This is a genomic window from Micromonospora sp. URMC 103 (genome assembly GCF_051386435.1).
In the GTDB taxonomy this organism is placed as follows: Bacteria; Actinomycetota; Actinomycetes; order Mycobacteriales; family Micromonosporaceae; genus Micromonospora.
In genome coordinates, this window is the sequence record NZ_JBPQTR010000003.1 from 637,818 (window position 1) to 658,293 (window position 20,476).

Annotated in this window: 14 protein-coding genes and 2 rRNA genes; 7 read left to right on the top strand and 9 right to left on the bottom strand. The window is 70.8% G+C overall.

What is annotated here, in order from left to right:
- Positions 1-68: 68 nt before the first annotated feature.
- Complete coding sequence (locus tag ACSNOA_RS03465; protein WP_436656126.1) at positions 69-4,790, bottom strand: DUF6531 domain-containing protein; 4,722 nt, start codon at positions 4,788-4,790, stop codon at positions 69-71.
- Between the two features lie 204 nt (positions 4,791-4,994).
- On the opposite strand from ACSNOA_RS03465, the gene ACSNOA_RS03470 reads away from it, so the two are divergent.
- Both ACSNOA_RS03470 and ACSNOA_RS03475 read left to right on the top strand, forming a co-directional pair.
- Positions 4,995-5,300 carry a hypothetical protein gene (locus ACSNOA_RS03470; RefSeq protein WP_436656128.1) on the top strand — a complete coding sequence of 102 codons (306 nt, stop codon included), beginning with the start codon at positions 4,995-4,997 and terminating at the stop codon, positions 5,298-5,300.
- Positions 5,297-5,971, top strand: coding sequence for a hypothetical protein (locus ACSNOA_RS03475; RefSeq protein WP_436656130.1), 675 nt, complete (start codon positions 5,297-5,299; stop codon positions 5,969-5,971). The genes ACSNOA_RS03470 and ACSNOA_RS03475 overlap by 4 nt, the downstream gene beginning before the upstream one ends.
- A gap of 78 nt (positions 5,972-6,049) precedes the next feature.
- On the opposite strand, the gene ACSNOA_RS03480 is transcribed toward ACSNOA_RS03475, so the two are convergent.
- Positions 6,050-10,447 (bottom strand): FtsK/SpoIIIE domain-containing protein, encoded by a 4,398-nt coding sequence (locus ACSNOA_RS03480; protein WP_436656132.1) that lies wholly within the window; start codon positions 10,445-10,447, stop codon positions 6,050-6,052.
- A gap of 90 nt (positions 10,448-10,537) precedes the next feature.
- Positions 10,538-10,834 carry a WXG100 family type VII secretion target gene (locus ACSNOA_RS03485; protein ID WP_377530575.1) on the bottom strand — a complete coding sequence of 99 codons (297 nt, stop codon included), beginning with the start codon at positions 10,832-10,834 and terminating at the stop codon, positions 10,538-10,540.
- A gap of 233 nt (positions 10,835-11,067) precedes the next feature.
- Between ACSNOA_RS03485 and ACSNOA_RS03490 the strand changes: the two genes are divergently transcribed.
- Together ACSNOA_RS03490 and ACSNOA_RS03495 are read left to right on the top strand one after the other, a co-directional pair.
- Complete coding sequence (locus tag ACSNOA_RS03490) at positions 11,068-11,784, top strand: hypothetical protein (protein WP_436656134.1); 717 nt, start codon at positions 11,068-11,070, stop codon at positions 11,782-11,784.
- A 17-nt stretch (positions 11,785-11,801) separates the two neighbouring features.
- On the top strand, positions 11,802-12,242 hold the full coding sequence (locus tag ACSNOA_RS03495; RefSeq protein WP_436656136.1) for a DUF4333 domain-containing protein: 441 nt from the start codon (positions 11,802-11,804) through the stop codon (positions 12,240-12,242).
- A gap of 39 nt (positions 12,243-12,281) precedes the next feature.
- On the opposite strand, the gene ACSNOA_RS03500 is transcribed toward ACSNOA_RS03495, so the two are convergent.
- The 6 genes from ACSNOA_RS03500 to ACSNOA_RS03525 all read right to left on the bottom strand — a co-directional run bounded on the left by ACSNOA_RS03500 (position 12,282) and on the right by ACSNOA_RS03525 (position 16,404).
- On the bottom strand, positions 12,282-13,283 hold the full coding sequence (locus tag ACSNOA_RS03500; protein ID WP_436656138.1) for a DUF1996 domain-containing protein: 1,002 nt from the start codon (positions 13,281-13,283) through the stop codon (positions 12,282-12,284).
- A gap of 180 nt (positions 13,284-13,463) precedes the next feature.
- The gene (locus ACSNOA_RS03505) at positions 13,464-13,856 is read right to left on the bottom strand and encodes a hypothetical protein (protein ID WP_436656140.1); all 393 of its coding nucleotides are present in this window, start codon (positions 13,854-13,856) and stop codon (positions 13,464-13,466) included.
- Positions 13,853-14,305 (bottom strand): hypothetical protein, encoded by a 453-nt coding sequence (locus ACSNOA_RS03510; protein WP_436656142.1) that lies wholly within the window; start codon positions 14,303-14,305, stop codon positions 13,853-13,855. The genes ACSNOA_RS03505 and ACSNOA_RS03510 overlap by 4 nt, the downstream gene beginning before the upstream one ends.
- Before the next feature lie 206 nt (positions 14,306-14,511).
- Positions 14,512-15,570, bottom strand: a complete 1,059-nt coding sequence (trpS, locus tag ACSNOA_RS03515; protein WP_436656144.1) for a tryptophan--tRNA ligase — start codon at positions 15,568-15,570, stop codon at positions 14,512-14,514.
- A 123-nt stretch (positions 15,571-15,693) separates the two neighbouring features.
- Entirely contained in the window at positions 15,694-15,867 is a 174-nt protein-coding gene (locus ACSNOA_RS03520) for a hypothetical protein (protein ID WP_436656146.1), read from the bottom strand.
- Positions 15,868-15,954: 87 nt separating this feature from the next.
- Entirely contained in the window at positions 15,955-16,404 is a 450-nt protein-coding gene (locus tag ACSNOA_RS03525) for a PRC-barrel domain containing protein (protein WP_436656148.1), read from the bottom strand.
- A gap of 212 nt (positions 16,405-16,616) precedes the next feature.
- Between ACSNOA_RS03525 and ACSNOA_RS03530 the strand changes: the two genes are divergently transcribed.
- The 3 genes from ACSNOA_RS03530 to ACSNOA_RS03540 form a co-directional block, all read left to right on the top strand.
- On the top strand, positions 16,617-16,880 hold the full coding sequence (locus tag ACSNOA_RS03530) for an SCO4848 family membrane protein (protein ID WP_436656150.1): 264 nt from the start codon (positions 16,617-16,619) through the stop codon (positions 16,878-16,880).
- A gap of 834 nt (positions 16,881-17,714) precedes the next feature.
- Positions 17,715-19,229: ribosomal RNA gene (locus tag ACSNOA_RS03535) — 16S ribosomal RNA — on the top strand.
- A gap of 373 nt (positions 19,230-19,602) precedes the next feature.
- Positions 19,603-20,476, top strand: a 23S ribosomal RNA gene (locus ACSNOA_RS03540); the annotation flags it as partial.

The following is a 20,476-nucleotide window of genomic DNA, read 5'->3' on the forward strand; positions in this document are numbered from 1 at the left end:
CCGATCGGGTTCAGCGCGGGCCCCGTGCCGGGCGTACCGTTCCCGTGCCCGCCCGGCTGTGGCCTCTCCTAACGCACCCCGTTGAGCTTCCAGGCGCTCTGGATGTCCTTGCCGTAGTCCTCCCACCAGTCCAGCGGCGACTGGGCACGGCTGATGTTGGGGTTGCCGTGCCAGGTGGCGTGGAACTTCCCGCTGTCCGGGTCGTACTGGGCGCTGATGTCGTACTTGACGCCGTCGTCCTGGGCGTTCTTCGACGGCTGGAAGGTGGAGGTGCCGTTCAGCTTGTTCTCCTCCTTGATCGCCGCGTTGTCGGCCGCCTTGAAGCCGTTGATCGTGTTCGCGTTCTTCCTGGCGGCCTCGGCCTCCCTGGCGAACTGGTCGGCGTGCTGCTTCGCGATCTTGTCGCTCGGGTTCTGCTTGGCCCACGCCGCCGCGTTGTTCGCCTTCGCCTCGGCCAGGTCCGCGTTCCGGAGCGCCTTGTCGACCTCCGGCGTGCGAAGGGAGTCCGCATGCGCCCGCAAGGAGTCGGCCCTGTTCCTGATGGCGTCCGCCTCGTCGTTGACGATCTTCGCGACCTGCTTCGGGAAGTACTTCTGGTGCCACTCCTCGTTGACCTCGGAGGGGAACTTCTCCCCCCGGCCGCCGGTGTACGGCTTCAGCTCACCGCCGAAGACGGGGGGTGAGTGGTGCTTGTTCTGGTGCGAGTCCAGCTTGACCACCACCCCGTCGTGCTCGCCCACGTCGACGAAGTCCTTGTTGCCGGAGCCGCTGCCGGAGCCGGAGGCGGTGGCGTTGCCGGCATCGTTCCCGGCGCCGGGGCGCTTGTTCTTGTTGCCACCGCCGCCAGCGCCGCCACCCGCGCACCCACCCTTCTTCACGAGCCCGAGCGGGTCGGCCTCGAGGTAGGGGTTGCCGACGTACGCGGCGGGGTCCGGCGCCGGGGCGAGCCCCAGCGGGTCCTGGCTGACGTACCGGCCGCTGACCGGGTCGTAGTAGCGGTAGACGTTGTAGTGCAGGCCGGTCTCCGCGTCGAGGTACTGCCCCGGGAAACGCAGCGGCATCGCGGTCGCTTCCTCGCCGGCCAGCGGGACGCCCCAGACGCTGCGGTCGTCGCCGTTCCAGGCCAGCTCACCGTCGGCCGCGAGCAGTGCGGTCGGGGTGCCCACGAGGTCGGTGAGGACGGCGTAGAAGCGACGATCCATCTCGTCGGCCGCGCCGCGTACGGACTGGGCGACCGGCGCGAGCTGCTCGGGGTGGTGCTCCCAGGTGGTGACCCGGGTGCGACCCGCGGCGTCGGTGTGCGTCTGCTCGATGAGCACCGTCCCGTCCCAGACGAACTCCATCCGTTCGACGGGCGTGGTGTCGGTGTCGGCTGCGTAGCGCTGCTTGGCGATCCGGCGACCCAGCGGGTCGTAGCGGTAGCGCCAGCGGTCACCGTCGGGGGTCAGCACCCCGACCAGCCGGTCGTGGCCGTCCCAGTCGAATCGCCAGGTCCGGTCCCCGCCGCCCGGGTCGGTGACCGTCCGGGTGGTCATGCGTCCCTGCGCGTCGTACCCGTAGCGAACCGCCCCCGCCGCCGTCACCAGGTTGCCCTCGTAGCGCAGCTCGCCGAGGTGCCGCGCACCGGACGCCTCCGCCGAGAGCAGGTTCCCGACCGCGTCGTACCGGTAGTGCTCCTCCCGGTGCGGTGAGCGGACTCCGACCACCCGGCCCACCGGATCCAGGTCGAACTCGATCCGGCCCGTCCGGTCGTCGTCGATGCCGGCGAGCTGGCCGTCCGCCCGATAGTCGAAGCGGCGCCGCCGCACGCCGGGCACGACCTGCGCGGCGAGCTGGCCACCGCTGAACGTCTGCTCGAACACCACCCGGCTGTCGACGCTCCGGGACAACTCCCGACCCCGCGCGTCGTGCGCGAACCGGGTGGTGTGGTCGGCCGTACGCAGCACGACAGGCCTGCCGAACCGGTCGTACGACCAGACGCTTTCCGCCCCCGACGGGGTGCGCCGGCGACGGGAGAGTCGCTCGTCGTCGTAGCCGAACGTCAGCGTCCGCCCGTTCGTGGTCGACTCGACGACGCGGCCGGACTCGTCACGCTCGATGCTCAGCTCGGCGTCGTCGTTCGCGGCCCAGGCCAGGTTGCCCACCGGGTCGTACCGGTAGCGGGTGACGCCGGAGAGGGTACGCCGCTCGACGACGTTGCCCAGCAGGTCGTACGCGTACTCGGTGACCTCACCGAGGCCGTTGACCGACCGGACGAGCTGCCCGGCCGCGTCGTACTCGAAGCGCAGCACCCGGCCGTTGAAGTCCGTCTCCTCCACGAGCCGGCCCGCCGCGTCGTGGACGTACCGCCAGGTCAGGCCGCGCGGATCGTCGACCCCGACCAGCCGCAGCTCGGTGTCGTACCGGTAGCCGGTCCGGGCCCCGGTCGGGTCGACCATGGCGAGGACGAGCCCGAACGGGCCGTACTCGGTGCGCGTCACCTGGCCGGCGGCGTCGACCCGCTCGACCGGGTTGCCCTCGGTGTCGTACCACACCTCCTCGGTGCGGCCCCGCGCGCCGAGCCGGCTGACCCGCCGACCGGCGACGGCCGCGTTCCGGGTCGGTTCGCTTCCGCCCAGTCGGTCGTACTCGAACGGCTCGGCCACCCCGATCGGCTCCGAGAAGACGTCCGGGGCCTCCGGGTAGTGGCGGGAGAAGGCACGCCCGCCCTGCTCGACGGCGATGGTCAGCGCGTCGCCGGACGTGGTGGTCCGCACCTCGGTCCCGTCGGCGCGGACGATCCGCCGCAGTCGGCCGTCGACGTCGTACGAGTAGCGGGTCAGCCGGCCCAGCGGGTCGGTCCGTGCCAGGAGCTGGTTGTACGGGCCCCACTCGTAACGGGTGGTGTTGCCCAGCGGGTCGGTCTCGCTCGCCACGTGCCGCAGGTCGTCGAGACGGTAGACAGTGGTGTTGCCCAGCGAGTCGGTGTAGCGGGTGATCCGTTCCTCGCTGTCGTAGCTGAGGACGGCGCTGAGGTAGCCGCCGTCACCTTCGGTCCGGACGCAGCGGCCGTCCGCGTCGTACGTGTAGCGGTACCGCGTCCCGTTGCGGTCGGTCCAACTGGTGATCCGGCCGGCGTCGTCGTATCCGAAGTGCATCGGCTGGCCGGAGACGTTGCTCACCTCGGTCAGCCGGAGCCGTTCGTCGTAGCCGTAGCTCGCGATCCGGGCGGCCGGCCTGCCCTCGGAGTCCAGCACGTACAGCGCCGTGATCCGCGCACCCGTCACGGTCACCCCGATACGCTGTCCGCTCGGGTGCAGCAGCTCCGTCGGGATTCCGCGGTCGTCCCGGCCGATCTCCAGCCGGTTGTGGAGGCGGTCGACGACCGCGCTGACCAGCCCCACCGCGCCGGACACGGCGAAGTGGACGGTGCTACCGCCAACCGGGTCCACCAGCTCCGCCGTCGTCGGGCCGGTGCGGCGCAACGGCCATCGCGGCCCCTCCACCGGTAGCACCGCCTCGCCCTCCTCGGCCGGCGGGTAGACCAGGATCATGCCGTCCGGCGCGAAGTAGCAGACGCCCTGCCCGTCGAACTCCAACCGCTGGTCCAGCGTGGACGCCCAGGACGGGCCGAACCAGCCGCCCGCGCGGTAGGTGGACAGGTGTGTGCGCTCCAGCACCATCGGCAGGGGATCCGGCAGCTCCAGGTCGATCTGGGAGAGCACCATCTCGCCGGTGGCGACATCGACCGGGTCGGTGACGCACTTGCGTACGTCGATCGAAAGCGAGGTGTCCTTCGGTACCGGTGGCCGGTTGGCCCCGGACCCCTTCCCGGCCAGTCCGCCCACGATCGTCTTGCCGCCACCGGCGTCGAGGCCCCGGGTGGCGCCCTCGACACCGCCCTTGACCAGACCGGGCGCGCCCTTGGCCGCGAACTTCATGATCCGCGCGGCGAGCCGGCCGCCGGGCACCAGGCCAAGGGCGAGACCGCCGGCGGCCAGCCCGATCTCGGCGGGGTCTCCGCCGAGCACGGCCGACGCGAGATCGATCGCACCGGACAGGAGGCCGATGGCCTCCCCGAGTGGCGGGAAGATGAACGACGCGATCACCGAGAGCACGTCCAGGACCGTGGTGATCCACTCGATCACCGTGCTCCGCAGGAACTCGACGAACGCCTGGAACGCCTCGGCGATCTTCTCCCAGAGCGAGCGCTGGGGAGCGTCCTTGGCCAGGTGCCGTAGCGTCTCGGCGGCGGTCCGGGCGGCCTGGTCGCGCAGCGCGGTCGCCTGACCGAGGAGGGACTTGGCCTGGTCGAGCGCCTGTCGGGCCTCGTCGGCCCGGTTCTGGGCGGCGGTGACGTCGTCGTCGGCCTTGTCCTTCGCGGCCTTCGCGGCCTCCGCGTCGCCCGTGAGCGCGGTGAGCGCCGCCTGCGCCGACGACAGCGCCGCCTGCGCGGCGCCCTGGTCTCCGGAGGCCTGCCGGGCCTGGTCCAGGGCCCGCAGCGACATCGTCTGCGCCTCCTCCAGCGACGGGAGGTAGCGCAGGTACGCGTCCGCGGCCGCGGCGTACGAGTGGGCCATCGTGTCCAACCGGGGCGGCAGCTTGCCGATCAGATCCTTGAAGGCCTCCATGGCCTTGCCCTGCCCGACGTCGATCTGGCCGCCGCTGGCCAGCAGGTCGTGCGCCTCCTGGGTGGTCCTCGCCAGCTCCTGGTAGGCCCGCGTGATCTCCTCAAAGGACTCCGGATCACCCGGCACCGGATCCGAGTCGAGTTCCAACACCGACCACTCGGCGTCCCCCGGACGCGCCATGACCAACCTCCCCTGTCGCCGTCTGGTCCCCCCGCAACCGGGCCGGGTGCCGGGAGCCGACTCGCACACGTAGGCGACCGGAGATCGGTTCAGGCTGAACCGCAACGCCGCGCCGTCCGTGTACGGCGCGGAGTTGCTGTGACGGCCCCGGAGGGAATCGGAGATGAGCGAGCGAACCGGCAGGCTCGGCGCGGCGGTGCCGGCATGAGCGTGATCGACGTACCCGGTGCGGAGCTGGAGCGCGTGCACGACCTGCTCCAGCGCACCAAGGATCTGATGGACAGCGCGCCGATCAAGGCCATGGGCCACGTGGTCGACACGCTCGGCCAGCGCGACCTGCAGAAGGCCGCCCACGACTTCGAGAAGCGGTGGGGTGACGGCCGCCACGTCGTGGCGAAGGACCTCGAAGGCGTACGCGACGCCGCGAAGGCGGTCGCCGACGCGTTCCGGGAGACGGACGAGCAGACCGTCAACGCGCTCACCAACCCGGACGACGGGGGAAGCGAATGACCAGCCCGGTGACCGGCGCGACGGCCCCGACGACCCCGACCGGCTTCCTGCTGCGCACGCCGGAGGACTGGGTGGACTACTCGGTCGCCGACGAGGCGAGCGAGAACCGGATGGCGCAGGAGGTGTGGACCCGCGCCCGCGAGGGTGGACTCCCCGAGGAGCAGGCCGGTCAGTACGCCGAGCGGCTGCGCCGGTCGGTGCGCGAGGCCCGCCGCGCCGGAGCGGTGCACGCAGCCGGCGTCTTCCAGCTGTACGAGGACGGCCCGCTCACCGCGACGGTGCTGGTCTCGGTGGTCACGCCGCCGGCGACCGGTGACATCCTCGGCGCGCTCACCGCGGTCGGTCGGCCCGCCTGGGCGGACGGGACCTGGCGTCGGGTGAGCACGGCGCAGATCCCCGGAATCGGCACGGTCGGCCGGGTGCACGGCATCCAGAACGTGACCCAGGAGGGGGCGACGATGCGGTGCGCCGTGATGCACACGGTCGTACCGCTGCCGGGCTCACCGGACGTCCTCGTGGTCACCGGGTCGAGCCCGAACCTCGCCGAGGCGGAGGAGCTGTTCGAGCTGTTCGCGACGATCACCGGGACACTGACGTTCACCTGGGGGGACGGGGGCCCGGCGCCCGCGACGCCGCAGGCTTCCGTGGGGGAGTCGGCGACCGGGGGGTGAGTCGCCGACGCACGTGAGGGGGACACCGTTCCGGTGTCCCCCTCACGTGTTTCCCGACCGATCAGCGGGCCGAGGCCGTCACGATTCCTCACCCGCGCCGTCGAGGAGGGGCACGTCGCCGAGCGCCGCCCGCAGCGCCGCGAGGTCGGTCCGGGGCACCTGCACGAGGTGCAGCCGGCCGTCGCCGAAGTGGGCGAGCGCGCGGCCGGGCCGGCCGCCGCCCAGCTGACCACGGGAGAGCTTGGCGCCGATGAGCTCCCCGTCGCCGAGACCCTGGGGGCTGAGCAGCGCGCCCTGCCGGTTGCGCCGGGCGTCGACGTGCCAGCCGCCGAAGCCGCCCGAGAGGCCGTCGATGGTGCCCGCCAGAACGAGGCCACGGCCGGTCTCCGCGCCGGTCCGGGCGATCTCCCCGAAGTCGCTGCCGGCGTCGCACTTGAGGAGCTGCTCCGCGTCGTCGAGGACGACGACGACCGGGCCGTCGCGGCCGTCGAGGGCCGCCGCGAGCCGGGCCGAGGTGAAGTCCTCGCCGGCCACGACGTCGAGCACCCCGGGTACGCCGGCCAGCTCGCGCAGCGGCGATCGGCGCGGCGCGCCGACCACCACCGGCGTCCCCTTCGCGAGCAGACCGGCGACCATCGAGAGCAGCGCCGTGCTCCGGCCGGAACGGGGCGGCCCGCCCAGGACGAAGGTGGGAATCTCCGCCAGGTCGGGGCCGATCCCGGTGAGTTCGTCGCCGCCGACCCCGAGCAGTGTCCACGAGGGACCGGACGGACGGGCCAGGGTCCGTGCCTCCGCCAGCGTCAGCTCGTCCGGCAGGACGTCGATCCGGAACGGGCGGGCAGCACGGGGCAGCGCCTCGTCGCGGGCGCGGGCCGCCGCGCCGACGGCCGCGAGCGCCCGTGCCTGCGCCTGACCGGAGCTGTCCTCGGTGAGGAGGGCGATCTGGGCCTCCGCGCTGTCGGCCGCGCGGATGACCCGGCCCGACTCGATCTCCTCGGGCAGTTGCCGGTAGTTGATCCCCGCCATGCTGTAGTCGCTGCGCTCGGTGAGCCGCAGCACCAGCTTGTCGTCACTGGTCGACGAGATCCGGGTGGAGAACATGCTCCGGTCGCCCGCCAGCACGACGTGGATCCCGGCGCCGGCGCCCTCCCGCAGCAGCGTGAGGAGCGCCGCCATCACCGTGCCGTTGTCGTAGTCGGCGAAGGTCTTGTCGAAGACCTCGAACCGGTCCAGGAGCACGAGGATGTGCGGCGGGCGATCGTCCCCGCCCGCGCCCGACCGGTACTCCACCAGACTGGCCGAGCCGGTGGAGGCGAGCAGCTGCTGCCGCCGCCCCAGCTCGGCGAGGAGGCGACCGAACAGCCGACCGAGCCGTTCGGCCTCCGTACGCTGCACCACCGCGCCGCAGTGCGGCAGGTCGTTGAGCGCCAGGAGGGCGCCGTTGCCGCAGTCGACGCCGTACAGGTGCACGTCGGCCGTCGAGTGGGCGCGGGCCAGCGCGCCGGCGATCGTCCGCAGCGTCTGCGACCGGCCGCTGCGCGACGAACCGATGACGTGCAGGTGCCCCAGCGTCCCCAGGTCGAGCTCCAGCGGCGCCTGCTCCTGCTGCGCGGGAAGGTCGACCAGCCCGTACGCGACGGCGGCCAGGTGGTAGCCGCTGCCGCGGGCGGCGGGGAGCGCGTCGACGGTCAGGGTGGTCGGCAGCGCCGGCAGCCACGGGCTGTGCTGCGGCGGGATGGCGAGCTGCTCGTTGGCGCCCCGGATCGCGTCCACCAGCACGGCGAGGTCGGTCAGCTCCGCGGACGGCTGGGCGCCGCCGTCACCCGGGCGGGTCGGCGCCGGCCGACCGAGGTCGGCCCAGGACAGCGGCGCCAGCCACGGGGCCTGCCGGGTGAGGGTGCGGGCGCCGGGGCGGAACCCGCCGACCCGGCCCGCCTGGAACGGCACCAGCGACGACTGGGCGAGGCGGACGTACGCGCGCCCGGGCGTCGACTTGCCGATCGAGGCGGCGTCCGGCGCGTTCAGCACGTCCTGGCTCTCGCTGCTGTCGGTCACCCGCAGCGCGATCCGCAGGTTGGTGTTGGCGCGGATCTCCGGCGACACCACACCGCCCGGACGCTGGGTCGCGAGCACCAGGTGGATGCCGAGGGACCGGCCGCGCTGCGCGATGTTGACCAGACCGGTCACGAAGTCGGGCAGGTCGCGGATCATCGAGGCGAACTCGTCGATGACGATGAGCAGCCGCGGCATCGGCGTCCGGGTCGGTTCGCGGCGCAGCAGGTCGACGTAGTCGTCGATGTCCTTCGCCCCCGCCTCGGCGAGGATGTGCTCCCGCCGCCGCAGCTCCGCCGAGAGCGAGGTCAGGGCGCGGCTCACCAGGTGGGTGTCCAGGTCGGTCACCATGCCGACGGTGTGCGGCAGCAGGACGCAGTCCTTGAACGCGCTGCCGCCCTTGTAGTCGACGAGCACGAACGTCATGGCGTCCGGCCGGTTCGCCACGGCGAGCGAGGCGACGAGGGTCTGCAACAGCTCCGACTTGCCCGAGCCGGTGGTGCCGGCCACCAGGGCGTGTGGCCCGTCCCGCTTGAGGTCCAGGGCGAAGGGCCCGTCCAGGGACACGCCGAGGACGGCCTCCGTGGTCCGTCCACCGGTGGTCCAGCGGGCCGCCACCGCGTCCGGCTCCGGCGGTTCCATCCCCAGCACGTCGAGCAGCCGGCTCGCGTCCGGCAGCGCGCCCCCCTCGTCGGCGCCGCCGGTGTCCCGCAGTGGCGCCAGCGCCCGGGCCACGGTCCGCAGCCAGTCCGGCGAGACCAGGTCGGCGTGGACGGCGGCGACCGGTTCGGCGAGCGTCCTGGTCACCAGCAGCGTGCCGTCGGGTTGCTGCGCGACGACGGCCTGGCACTCCTCCGGCAGCAGCTTCTCCTCGGCGTCCACGCAGAGCGCGTAGACGCCGACCGACGGCCCCTCCCGCAGGATCTGCGTCACGCCGGGGAGGGAACGCAGCCGGCGGGCACCGTCGAGCACCACGAGGATGTCGCGGAACGCGCCGTCGGGCCGTTCGCCGGAGCGGGCCGAGATGACGGCGACCAGCTCGGCCACCCGGCGGGCCAGGGTCTGCGTGTCGGCACCGACGGTGGCGAGGGTGTCCTGGCCGTCCCGCGGCGCGGCGTGCGGCAGCCAGCGGGCCCACGACCAGCCGTCCTCGTCGCCCGCGCCGGCCAGCAGGTAGATCTGCAGGTCCTCGGGGCTGTGCAGGGTGGCCGCCTGCGCCACCATCCACCGGGCGGTGGTACGGGCGACCGGGCCACCGGCGACACCGACTACCCCGTGCTTGCGTACCGGCACGATGGCCGGCACGTCGAAGGCGCTCCACCGGACCTCGCGCCGGTGTTCGTCCTGGCTCGGGTCGGTGAGCACCACCTCGGACGGGAGGTCCGCGGTGCCGGCACGCAGTTCCAGGAAGTCGGGGTCGGTGCGGCGTCGCTCCCAGAGCCGACGCTGCGGTCCCACCGCCATCAACCGGACCGCCGCCGGATCGGGATGGCTGTCCCGCCGGGCCAGACGCTCGGCGGTGAGTGCCTCCCGTGCCTCGGTGGCGATCCGCTCCCTCTTCGCCTCGTACTCGGCGACCCGCGTCCGGTGGCTGGCCCGTCCCTGACGCCGGGCGGCGACCTGGTTGACGATCAGCGCCACCGGCGACAGGACGGCGAAGAGCAGGGTCAGCGGGCTCCGGGTGACGAGGTACATGGCCCCGGAGACCAGCAGCGGCGCCAGCACGGTGATCAGCGTGATCGGTCGCCGCTCGGGTGGCGACGGCTGCGCGGGCAGCGCGAACCGGGTGGCCCGGGTCGCGGGGAGCAGCCGGGGCGGGCGGTTGTAGTCCAGGCCGGTCCGGTCCTCGGAGACCTGCAGCGCGGCCTCGGCCCGGACCGGGTGGCGCAGCTCCAGCAGCGAGGAACCGACGGCGAGCTGCGCGCCGGGCCGCCACACCTGCTCGCCGGAGATCTCGGTGCGGTCGAGCAGCAGTCCGGGCTCGGCCGGGTGCAGCCGGCACTCGCCGTCCGGGGTGACCCGGACCCGTGCCATCACGGCGGCGAGCGACGGGTCCGAGAGGCGGACGCGGCTGGTGCTGGCCGCTCCGATCGTGTGCTCACCGATGTCGAGCTGGTGGACGCCGCCGGCGTCCGTGCCGCTGACCACCCGCACCTCGAGCAGGCCCGGCGGCTGCGCGGGCGGCTCGGGCACGGGGCGGTCCAGGCCGAGGACCGTGCCCTGGCGCACCGGGGCCTCGGCGAGGGTCAGCCGCGGATCCAGGGGCGCCCCGGCGACGAAGATCGTCGGCGGGGCGGCGACGGCGGACGGGCGGCGGGCGGCCAGCGCCTCGGCGAGTTCCCCGACTGTGGTGTCGGGGTCCGCCTCGACCTGGTAGTCGGTGACGGCGGTGGACGGATCCGCAACGGTGAGCAGCAGGCGCACGGGTATCTCCTGGTCGGATGGTCCGTCGGAGGAAACGGTCGGGGCCGCGTGGTGATCTGGTCACCACGCGGCCCCGGGGCCGTTCGTCCGTCAGCGGCCGAGGCTGCTGGCGGTCTGGCTGTCGGTCTCGGAGAAGGCGTCGCTGACCTGCGTGAGGTACTGGCTGATGCCCTCCATGCCGTGCAGGGTCTGGTCCACGCTGCCCTTGTACTCCTCGAAGTACGGGCCGAACTGCTGCTGCGCGCCCGGGGTGTTGTAGCCACCCTGGATCAGCGTGTCGATCTTGCTCTTGGCCTGGGTCATCCCGTCCAGCAGCGTCTGCATGTTCTGCTTCAGCCAGCTCGCCGACTCCTGGATGTCCTCGCTGACGATGTGGTAGGTAGCCACGTTCCCGCTCCCTCGTGTCGTGGGTTTCTCCGGGCGGTCCGGTGGTCGTGTGTGGACCGCCTTCCGCCGTTGCCGCCACCCACACGGATGTCGCTCCGGAACGGTTCAGCGAAAGGTCCGGCGTCGTGACGCGACGCTCTTCCCGTCGTCGCCGTGAACCACTTTCCGCGCTCCGTCGTGTGAGGGCCGACCGGGCACCGGCGCGGTCGCACCGAGCACGAGGTGGAGCACTGATGTTGTTGCGCAGCCGGATCGCGCGTACCGCGATCACGTTGACCAGCCTGGCGGCCCTGGCCGCGTGCGCCGACGAGGCGGCCGGGACCGCGGACGCCCCTCCCGCGGCGGCGCCCGCCTCCTCCGCGGCCGGAGCGCCCAGCGTGGCCGCCTCCGCGACCGCGAGCCCGGACCGCGTGCCCGAGGTGATCGAGGCGCCGGTGACGCCGGTGCCCACGCCCACGGTCGCGAAGACCCAGCGGCGCGTGCAGATCTACAGTGGCCCGGCCGCCGGCCCGCTCCCGGCCGCGCCCGACAAAGGGCGTGGCAGCACGGTCGTGCAGCTGAACGGCACCGCCTCCGCCGACATCGGCACGTACGTCGCCGACGGGCAGGGCCGGACGCTCTACCGGTTCGACAAGGACAGCGCCAAGCCGTCGAAGTCCACCTGCGGCGGCGACTGCGCCAAGATGTGGCCGCCGCTGCTGGTGAAGTCGCCCGGCCAGATCTACCCGAGCGGGATCAACCCGCAGCTCGTCGGCTACGTCGAGCGCGCCGACGGCACGTGCCAGGTGACGATCGGCGGCTGGCCGGTCTACCGGTTCGCCAAGGACACCGCGCCGGGTGACGTCAAGGGTCAGGGGGTCGGGGGCACCTGGTTCGCGATCAGCCCGACCGGGGGCAGGACGAAGCCGCTGCCCGAGGTGATCGCCGTGCCGACCACCGCCGCCCGCTGAGGACCGGGAGAACGACGATGAGCGACATCCACGACTCCGGCGCACCCGCCACGACGAGCGCTCCGGCGCCCCGTTGGACGCCCGCGCCACCGCAGTGGGGGCCGGCCGGGCCGGTCCCGGAGACCGGACGCCCCCGCCGGGGCGTCCCCCCGAAGATCGTGGCGGCGATCGCCGGCCCGGTCGTGCTCGCGGTCGCCCTGGTGGCGGTGCTCGGCCTGGTCTGGCCCGGTTTCCTCAACCGGAAGGTCTTCGACACGGCGGCGCTCCAGCGGGGGGTGCTGACCGTGCTGCGCGAGAACTACCAGCTCGACGCGGACGAGGTCGCCTGCCCGGTCGCCCCGCGGGTGAAGGTGGACAACCGGTTCTCCTGCTCGGCGCGTGTCGCCGGGGAGCCGAGGACCGTCACGGTGCGGGTCACGTCGTCCGACGGCCGGTTCGAGGTCGGCCGCCCGGAATGATCCGGGCGGCCTCCGCGGCGGTCGCCACGCGACCCGGGCTCAGCCGTCGTGGCAGGTCCGACCGGCGTTCAGGCAGGCCACCACCCGCGCCGTCACCGACTCGGGCATCAGGTTGAGGAAGAACGCGTGATCCGTGAGCGGGCTGTTGCGCTGGCCGTCGAACGCGTCGATCTGGAACCGGACGCCCGGGGGAAGGTCGTACGCGAGCGTCATCCGCAGCCGCGGCACCGGGAAGGTGTTGTGGGGGCAGGCGCCGCTGCGGGTGGCGAACAGCAGGTGCTCGCGGTGGTTCTCGCTGTCCACCCGCCGGCCGTCCCAGCAACTGGGGAAGTCGAAGATCCGCAGCACCCGGTCGCCGACCGGGCAGACGGGGTACGCGGTGGTACGGCGCTCGGCGGTGCTGGAGCACGTCCACGTCGCCACCGCGTGCGCGCCACCGTTGGTGACGGCCACCGCGTCCCCGACGGTCCCCGCGAGCCGTGCCGGCATGGGCACCACGTTTCCGCTCGGGTTGCCCAGGAACGTGAGGGTCACGGCGGCGGGCACCTGGATCTCGCCGTCGTGCCCCGGGTGACCGCTGCCGCCGTCCCCGCCCGGTACGGTCCGCAGCACCGGCCAATAGTACGTGGAGCGGTCGCCGTTGCGGCAGGTCGTCGGGGCCCCGGCGAGGCTCCGGGGCGTCGACTCGACAGCGGTGGAGACGTTGCCGACGTAGTCGTGCACGTGGTGCGCCTGCCCCGGGTAGCCGGGCGCGGTCACGACGTTGGCGGTGTTGCGGTGCCCGATCTCGTTGCGACCGCAGTCCCAGGTGTAGCTGCCGGCGCCCGCCGGGGGCGGCGACGTCGCGGGGTCGGCCGCGCCGGAACGCACCGCGTTCATGTCAACGAAGTCGGGACCGGGCACGCCGGCGACCGGCCTCCGCGGGGCGTCCCCGGCGCCCCCGGCACCCCATGCCACACCCACGCCGAGCCCGATCAGCAGCAGCTCCAGCGCCAGCATGACGGCGACCGCCCGCCGTCGACCCATCGCCGACTCCCTCATGGCTCGAACGGTAGGCGGCGGGCCGTCGTCCGCGTCCCCGTGGGCACCCCCTGCCGTGCCCCGGACCAGCGGCGATAGCCGGTCGTGAGCGTGCCGCCGGTGGCCGGTGTGATGCGGATCAACAAACCGGAGTGGCTCGCGCCACAGCCGGCCCGCTCACGACCGTCGCCGTGGCGCCACTCAGAGGTCGTCCGGCTCGATCGTCTCCGCCACCGTCGCCCGGACCCGGCGCAGCGTGGCGTCGGGCGCCATCACCGCGGCCCGCCACCGCTCCAACGTCCGGCGCAGGGTCCGTACGGCGGCCTGCAACTGGTGCACCTCCTGGCGCATGGTGGCGATCTCCTCCCGGGAGGCCAGCGCCTCCCGTTCGAGCTCGCACACCCGCGTCCGGAGCGGCTGGACCAGCGTGAGGGCGGCGTCGGTGAGCGTGTCGGCGGCGTCCGCCTTGAACTTGCCGCGCTGGACGATGACGGCGACGACGGCGGCCAGCCCGCCCGCGCTGCCCAGCACACCGAGCCCGGAGAGCAGGGCCTGGACCCAGTGCGGTGCGGCCGGAGTCGGCGAGTTGCTCATGCTGACTCCCCTTCGGGCAGCGGGACGGCGATGCTTCGACTGATGAGCGCCAGACGTCTCAGGTCGCACACGATCTGGCCGCAGCGCCAGAACGACCCGGCAGACACGGACAGGATGAACGCGACCACGGCGACCGCCTGGGTTCCGGCGACCACCACGAGCGCCAGGGCGTACATGCTGGTGATCGCGCCCAGCATCAGCAGAGACGCCAACTCGATGCCGAGGCCCGTCGAGACGCGGCCGGGCCAGAGGATTCCCGCGAGTCCGGCCAGCCCCGCGACGATCAGGCCGAACTCCCAGCCGGCCTGGATCGGGGGTGGCATCGTGATGCGGACCGACGGTGGTCGGACGTCGAGCACGACCAGGAGCACCCCGCAGAGGGGGGCGATCAGCAGCGTGGCGACCTCGAACGGTTGGTGCCGGGACCGGATGCGACTGGCAGGCGACACGGGGTACTCCCTCAGTCGGCACTGAGTGGTACGACGCGGCGCCGTTGACGGGCCGATGCTCAAGTCGTACCACCGTGCGAGAGTCACCGTCCACTCGTGGATGAGTCGTATTTCCGCAGCTCAGACGTGGTCTCATGAGCACCTCGACGGCCCGTCACCGGCGCGGTCCAACCGACCCGGACCCTCCTTGTCCGGCTGCGGGCCGCTCAGCCCGCGGCGGCCGCGGCCTTGCCGGCCCGCTCGGCCCGGCGGCGCACCCTGGTGTACGCGCCGGTCAGCCCCATCGCCCGGCGTACCTCGGCCACCGTCTCGCGCACCTCCCGGCGGGTCCGCTCGGTTCCCTCGACGATCAGGCGGTCGACCAGGCCGCGGTCTGCCTCGATGCGGGCCCGGCGCTCCCGGATCGGATCGAGGAACCGGTTCAACGCGGCCACCAGCGCCTCCTTGACCTCGACGTCACCGACGCGACCGGCGCGGTAGCGCTCCGTCAGCTCGTCCACCTGCCCCCGGTCCGGGTTGAACACGTCGTGGTACGCGAAGACCGGGTTCCCCTCGACGGTCCCCGGCACGTCGGCCCGCACCCGGTTCGGGTCGGTGTACATGCCCATCACCTTGCGGCGCACCGTCGCCGCGTCGTCGGAGAGCAGGATGCTGTTGCCCCGGCTCTTGCTCATCTTGGCCGCGCCGTCCGTGCCGACCAGGGAGGGCGTGTCGGCCGGGATCAGCTCGGGGATCGGAAACACCGGGCCGTACAGGCTGTTGAACCGGCGCGCGATCTCGCGGGTCACCTCGACGTGGGCGGCGTTGTCCTTGCCGACGGGCACGACCTGCCCCTTCACGCACAGGATGTCGGCGGCCTGGAGGACCGGGTAGCCGAGCAGGCCGTACGGCATCTCCTCCTTGCCGGAGTCCCGTGCCATGTCCTTGAGGGACGGCACCCGCTCCAGCCGGGGCACCGTCACCAGGTTCTGCAGGAGCGTGTTCAGGTCGCCGACCTCCGGGATGGCGGACTGGAGGTAGAACGTCGCCCGGGCCGGGTCGACCCCGGCGGCGAGGATGTCGGTGACCATGTCGCGGGCGTTGCCGACCACCTGCTCGATGTCGTCCCGGGTGTTCCTCGTGGTCAGCATGTGCAGGTCGGCGATGATGAAGAAGCTGTCGCAGCGCTGGTGCAGCCGCACCCGGTTGGCGATGCTGCCGACGTAGTGGCCGAGGTGCAGCTTCCCGGTCGGGCGGTCACCGGTGAGCATTCGTGCGACGGACATGGTGGTACGCCTTTCGTGCGTGGATGGCGGCGGGAGATGCGCGGGCGCGCGCCGGCCGGGGCGGTGATGCCACCCCATCGGTCAGGGGATGGGCTCAGTGAGCCGCCCGCCTCCGCGGATGGCTCAGTGAGCCGGCCGCCATCGCGCACCGTCGCGGAACCGCAGCCCGCCGGCACGAAGGACGTCGATGATCTGCTCGCGGCCGTCGCCGCCAGCGCCGGGGCCTGCGGGCACGCCGAGTGGGAGGTCGCCCGTGTGGGTGACGACCTCCGGCGCGCAGACGCAGGGCCGGGCCATGGCGACCACAATAACCCGGGTCAATCGGGGCCGGCGTCCCGTCGGCTGGCCTTCGCCATGCCGGTGGGACGCCGCCGGCCCGTGGTGTCACCCCCGCTGGTAGCTCTCCGCGTAGTAGCCGCCGACCCGGTCGCGGTAGTCGGGCTGCGCGTACGCCTCGGGGTCGAACGCCGGCGCGTCCTTCACCTGCTGCCGGGTGCGGTCGACGTACACCGTCCGCTCGAGGTGGTCGACCCGCTCCACCGTGCCCACCGGCAGCAGCACCCGGTGCCCGAGAATCCACGGGCCGGTGTCGACCACCAGGTATCGGGCGCCCGCCTCGTCGCTCGCCTCGTCGACCGAGCCGATCCGCCCGTCGACGCCCTCCACCCGGTAACCCGCCAGGTCGATGGGGGTGCCGGGGCCGGGAGCGTCCGGTCCGTCGCCGGCGCCGTCCGGCTCCCGGGCGGGTGCGGAGTCGGGGCTGGCGCCGGCGTACCCACCGGCGAGGGCGGACGGATCCCGCCAGGTCCACGGATCGAACGCTGAGGGCGACATAGGGACACCTCCGGTCGTCTCGCACTGACCGGTTCATCAGTGCCCGGCGGACGGTCACGGGAAACGGTCAACCGGCGGTGGCACCGTCATGATCCACACCAGGTCGCCGATGTGGGGGTGTCCGGTACGCCGGGACACCGCCAGATCGCCGCAACGGAGCCGATCATGTTCCGCTCGCAGGTTACGGCGGTCCGAGGGCATACTCGGGTCCCATGGTGTTGTCGCGTGGCTGGTCGCTGCTCCTCACCGGCGTGGGCATCTGGTCCTGGCTGATCTGGCCGAGGTTCGCGGTCGCCATCTGGGACGACCCGGCGTCCTGGTCGAACGGCGTCGCCGGGCAGAGCGCGCCCACCGGCTTCCTGTGGGTGCACGCGTTCCTCATCGTCGGATCGCTCACCCTGGGGACCGCCGTCGGGGTGCTCGGCATCCGCAGGCTGCTCGCGGCGCGCCGCCGTCGAGCTGTCCCACCGACCTGATCGGCGTTCGGAGGCCGCGCGCGGGATGCCGTGCGTTCGACGTGAGCGGGTGCGCCGGAGCCCCCTCGGATCGCGGAATGCGCGGGGTCGGACCCGCGTTGGCAGGAGGGTTCGCGTCTCCGACGCGGCGGCCGACGGCCGGCGAGATCGTTCCTCGCCCGGGCGGCACGGCCTGACCAGCGGAGATAGTCACTCGAAGATGGTGTGACGCGGGACGCTGGTCGCGGATTTGACGATCAAACCCGAAGACGCGTAACTTTCTCTCTGCCAGCGCGGAACGGGGCAAACGGGACGAGAGCCCGGAGGCCCCGGATCGGGAATGGCAGCGGGAACGCAGGGGTTGAACCCTCTACGGGCCCGACCCCGGGTGGTGCCCCGGATTCGCCGCGAGGCGGATTTGGTGAGGCGGAACCGACCGGGTATGGTTGACGACCGGCAGGGCACCGGGCGAAATCGTGGGAGACCGCGACGGCCGGCCTGCCGAATCCGATGATCAGACGCAGTGGTTCACTGCTGCGTGCGCTCGTCGGTGCCAACCCGTACGAAGCATGACAGACCGGGACACACGGTTTGACACGGCAGAGACGGTGAGGTAACGTAGTAAAAGTGCCCGGCGCGGGAGCGGCGGGTGCGGTGAACGAAATGCCCCGGGTTGGGGGCTCCGCGGTGCGGGGTTTCTGGTCGGTGTGTGGTTGTTCTTTGAGAACTCAACAGGGTGCTTGATAAGCCAGTGCCAATTGTTTTATACCCCGGGCTGGTTGATTCTTTTAGGATCTTCCGGCTGGGATTCCTTTGGCAACACTTTTGTTGCTGGGATGATTGTTCAACAAGTTTTTGTTGGAGAGTTTGATCCTGGCTCAGGACGAACGCTGGCGGCGTGCTTAACACATGCAAGTCGAGCGGAAAGGCCCTTCGGGGTACTCGAGCGGCGAACGGGTGAGTAACACGTGAGCAACCTGCCCTAGGCTTTGGGATAACCCTCGGAAACGGGGGCTAATACCGAATAGGACCTTGCGCTGCATGGCGCTTGGTGGAAAGTTTTTCGGCCTGGGATGGGCTCGCGGCCTATCAGCTTGTTGGTGGGGTGATGGCCTACCAAGGCGACGACGGGTAGCCGGCCTGAGAGGGCGACCGGCCACACTGGGACTGAGACACGGCCCAGACTCCTACGGGAGGCAGCAGTGGGGAATATTGCACAATGGGCGGAAGCCTGATGCAGCGACGCCGCGTGAGGGATGACGGCCTTCGGGTTGTAAACCTCTTTCAGCAGGGACGAAGCGCAAGTGACGGTACCTGCAGAAGAAGCGCCGGCCAACTACGTGCCAGCAGCCGCGGTAAGACGTAGGGCGCGAGCGTTGTCCGGATTTATTGGGCGTAAAGAGCTCGTAGGCGGCTTGTCGCGTCGACTGTGAAAACCCGCGGCTCAACTGCGGGCCTGCAGTCGATACGGGCAGGCTAGAGTTCGGTAGGGGAGACTGGAATTCCTGGTGTAGCGGTGAAATGCGCAGATATCAGGAGGAACACCGGTGGCGAAGGCGGGTCTCTGGGCCGATACTGACGCTGAGGAGCGAAAGCGTGGGGAGCGAACAGGATTAGATACCCTGGTAGTCCACGCTGTAAACGTTGGGCGCTAGGTGTGGGGAGCCTCTCCGGTTCTCTGTGCCGCAGCTAACGCATTAAGCGCCCCGCCTGGGGAGTACGGCCGCAAGGCTAAAACTCAAAGGAATTGACGGGGGCCCGCACAAGCGGCGGAGCATGCGGATTAATTCGATGCAACGCGAAGAACCTTACCTGGGTTTGACATGGCCGCAAAACCGGCAGAGATGTCGGGTCCTTCGGGGGCGGTCACAGGTGGTGCATGGCTGTCGTCAGCTCGTGTCGTGAGATGTTGGGTTAAGTCCCGCAACGAGCGCAACCCTCGTTCGATGTTGCCAGCGCGTTATGGCGGGGACTCATCGAAGACTGCCGGGGTCAACTCGGAGGAAGGTGGGGATGACGTCAAGTCATCATGCCCCTTATGTCCAGGGCTTCACGCATGCTACAATGGCCGGTACAATGGGCTGCGATACCGTGAGGTGGAGCGAATCCCAAAAAGCCGGTCTCAGTTCGGATCGGGGTCTGCAACTCGACCCCGTGAAGTCGGAGTCGCTAGTAATCGCAGATCAGCAACGCTGCGGTGAATACGTTCCCGGGCCTTGTACACACCGCCCGTCACGTCACGAAAGTCGGCAACACCCGAAGCCGGTGGCCCAACCCTTGTGGAGGGAGCCGTCGAAGGTGGGGCTGGCGATTGGGACGAAGTCGTAACAAGGTAGCCGTACCGGAAGGTGCGGCTGGATCACCTCCTTTCTAAGGAGCACCATCCACCGAAAGGTGGTATGGAGCCCGCGACCTGCGAATGTCGGGTCGGGGTGCTCAATGGCGGAGACACTGGCGAGTTTTTTCCTGGCAACGGCTGGGGTTCTTCTAGTACGACCATCTTCGGGTGGTAGGGAACGAGGTCCCTGGTGCGGCTGGGAGGGGATGATGAGCACCCTGTTGGGTCCTGAAAGAACAACCACGGTTGTCTTTCAGAGCCATGGATCGGGACGTGATGTCCTGGTTGGCGCCAGGCATGGCCTGGCTTCGCATACCGCCGGCGGTTGTCGGGTCTGGTGTGGGGCTTTTGGGTTGTGGGTTGGTCGTTTGTTGAGAATTGCACAGTGGACGCGAGCATCTTTGTGGTCAAGTTGTCAAGGGCGAACGGTGGATGCCTTGGCACCAGGAGCCGATGAAGGACGTGGGAGGCCGCGATAGGCCTGGGGGAGCTGTCAACCGAGCTGTGATCCCAGGGTGTCCGAATGGGGGAACCCGGCTGGAGTCATGTCCAGTCACCCGCACCTGAACACATAGGGTGTGTGGGGGGAACGCGGGGAAGTGAAACATCTCAGTACCCGTAGGAAGAGAAAACAATTTAGTGATTCCGTGAGTAGTGGCGAGCGAAAGCGGATTGAGGCTAAACCGGCTGCGTGTGATACCTGTCAGGGGTTGCGTGGTCGGGGTTGTGGGACCCCACTGAACATGCTGACACGTGTTCGAGGAGTTACAAAGCCAGTGGTTAGTCGAATAGTCTGGAAAGGCTGACCGTAGACGGTGAGAGTCCGGTAGGTGAAAACTGCTGGTCTTCTGTGGGTGTTCCCGAGTAGCGGCGGACTCCTGAAATCTGCCGTGAATCTGCCAGGACCACCTGGTAAGCCTGAAATTCTTCCTGGTGACCGATAGCGGACGAGTACCGTGAGGGAATGGTGAAAAGTACCCCGGGAGGGGAGTGAAATAGTACCTGAAACCGTTCGCCTACAATCCGTCGGAGCCTTTAGGGGTGACGGCGTGCCTTTTGAAGAATGAGCCTGCGAGTTAGTGGCATGTGGCGAGGTTAACCCGTGTGGGGGAGCCGTAGCGAAAGCGAGTCTGAATAGGGCGATTCAGTCGCGTGTCCTAGACCCGAAGCGGGGTGATCTAGCCATGGGCAGGCTGAAGCGCGGGTAAGACCGCGTGGAGGGCCGAACCCACCAACGTTGAAAAGTTGGGGGATGACCTGTGGTTAGGGGTGAAAGGCC

Bases quoted from the DNA above. Each gene is read 5' to 3' on its own strand.
- ACSNOA_RS03465 (WP_436656126.1), bottom strand. From the start codon at position 4,790: ATGGCGCGTCCGGGGGACGCCGAGTGGTCGGTGTTGGAACTCGACTCG.
- ACSNOA_RS03470 (WP_436656128.1), top strand. From the start codon at position 4,995: ATGAGCGTGATCGACGTACCCGGTGCGGAGCTGGAGCGCGTGCACGAC.
- ACSNOA_RS03475 (WP_436656130.1), top strand. From the start codon at position 5,297: ATGACCAGCCCGGTGACCGGCGCGACGGCCCCGACGACCCCGACCGGC.
- ACSNOA_RS03490 (WP_436656134.1), top strand. From the start codon at position 11,068: ATGTTGTTGCGCAGCCGGATCGCGCGTACCGCGATCACGTTGACCAGC.
- ACSNOA_RS03495 (WP_436656136.1), top strand. From the start codon at position 11,802: ATGAGCGACATCCACGACTCCGGCGCACCCGCCACGACGAGCGCTCCG.
- ACSNOA_RS03500 (WP_436656138.1), bottom strand. From the start codon at position 13,283: ATGAGGGAGTCGGCGATGGGTCGACGGCGGGCGGTCGCCGTCATGCTG.
- ACSNOA_RS03505 (WP_436656140.1), bottom strand. From the start codon at position 13,856: ATGAGCAACTCGCCGACTCCGGCCGCACCGCACTGGGTCCAGGCCCTG.
- trpS (WP_436656144.1), bottom strand. From the start codon at position 15,570: ATGTCCGTCGCACGAATGCTCACCGGTGACCGCCCGACCGGGAAGCTG.
- ACSNOA_RS03520 (WP_436656146.1), bottom strand. From the start codon at position 15,867: ATGGCCCGGCCCTGCGTCTGCGCGCCGGAGGTCGTCACCCACACGGGC.
- ACSNOA_RS03525 (WP_436656148.1), bottom strand. From the start codon at position 16,404: ATGTCGCCCTCAGCGTTCGATCCGTGGACCTGGCGGGATCCGTCCGCC.
- ACSNOA_RS03530 (WP_436656150.1), top strand. From the start codon at position 16,617: ATGGTGTTGTCGCGTGGCTGGTCGCTGCTCCTCACCGGCGTGGGCATC.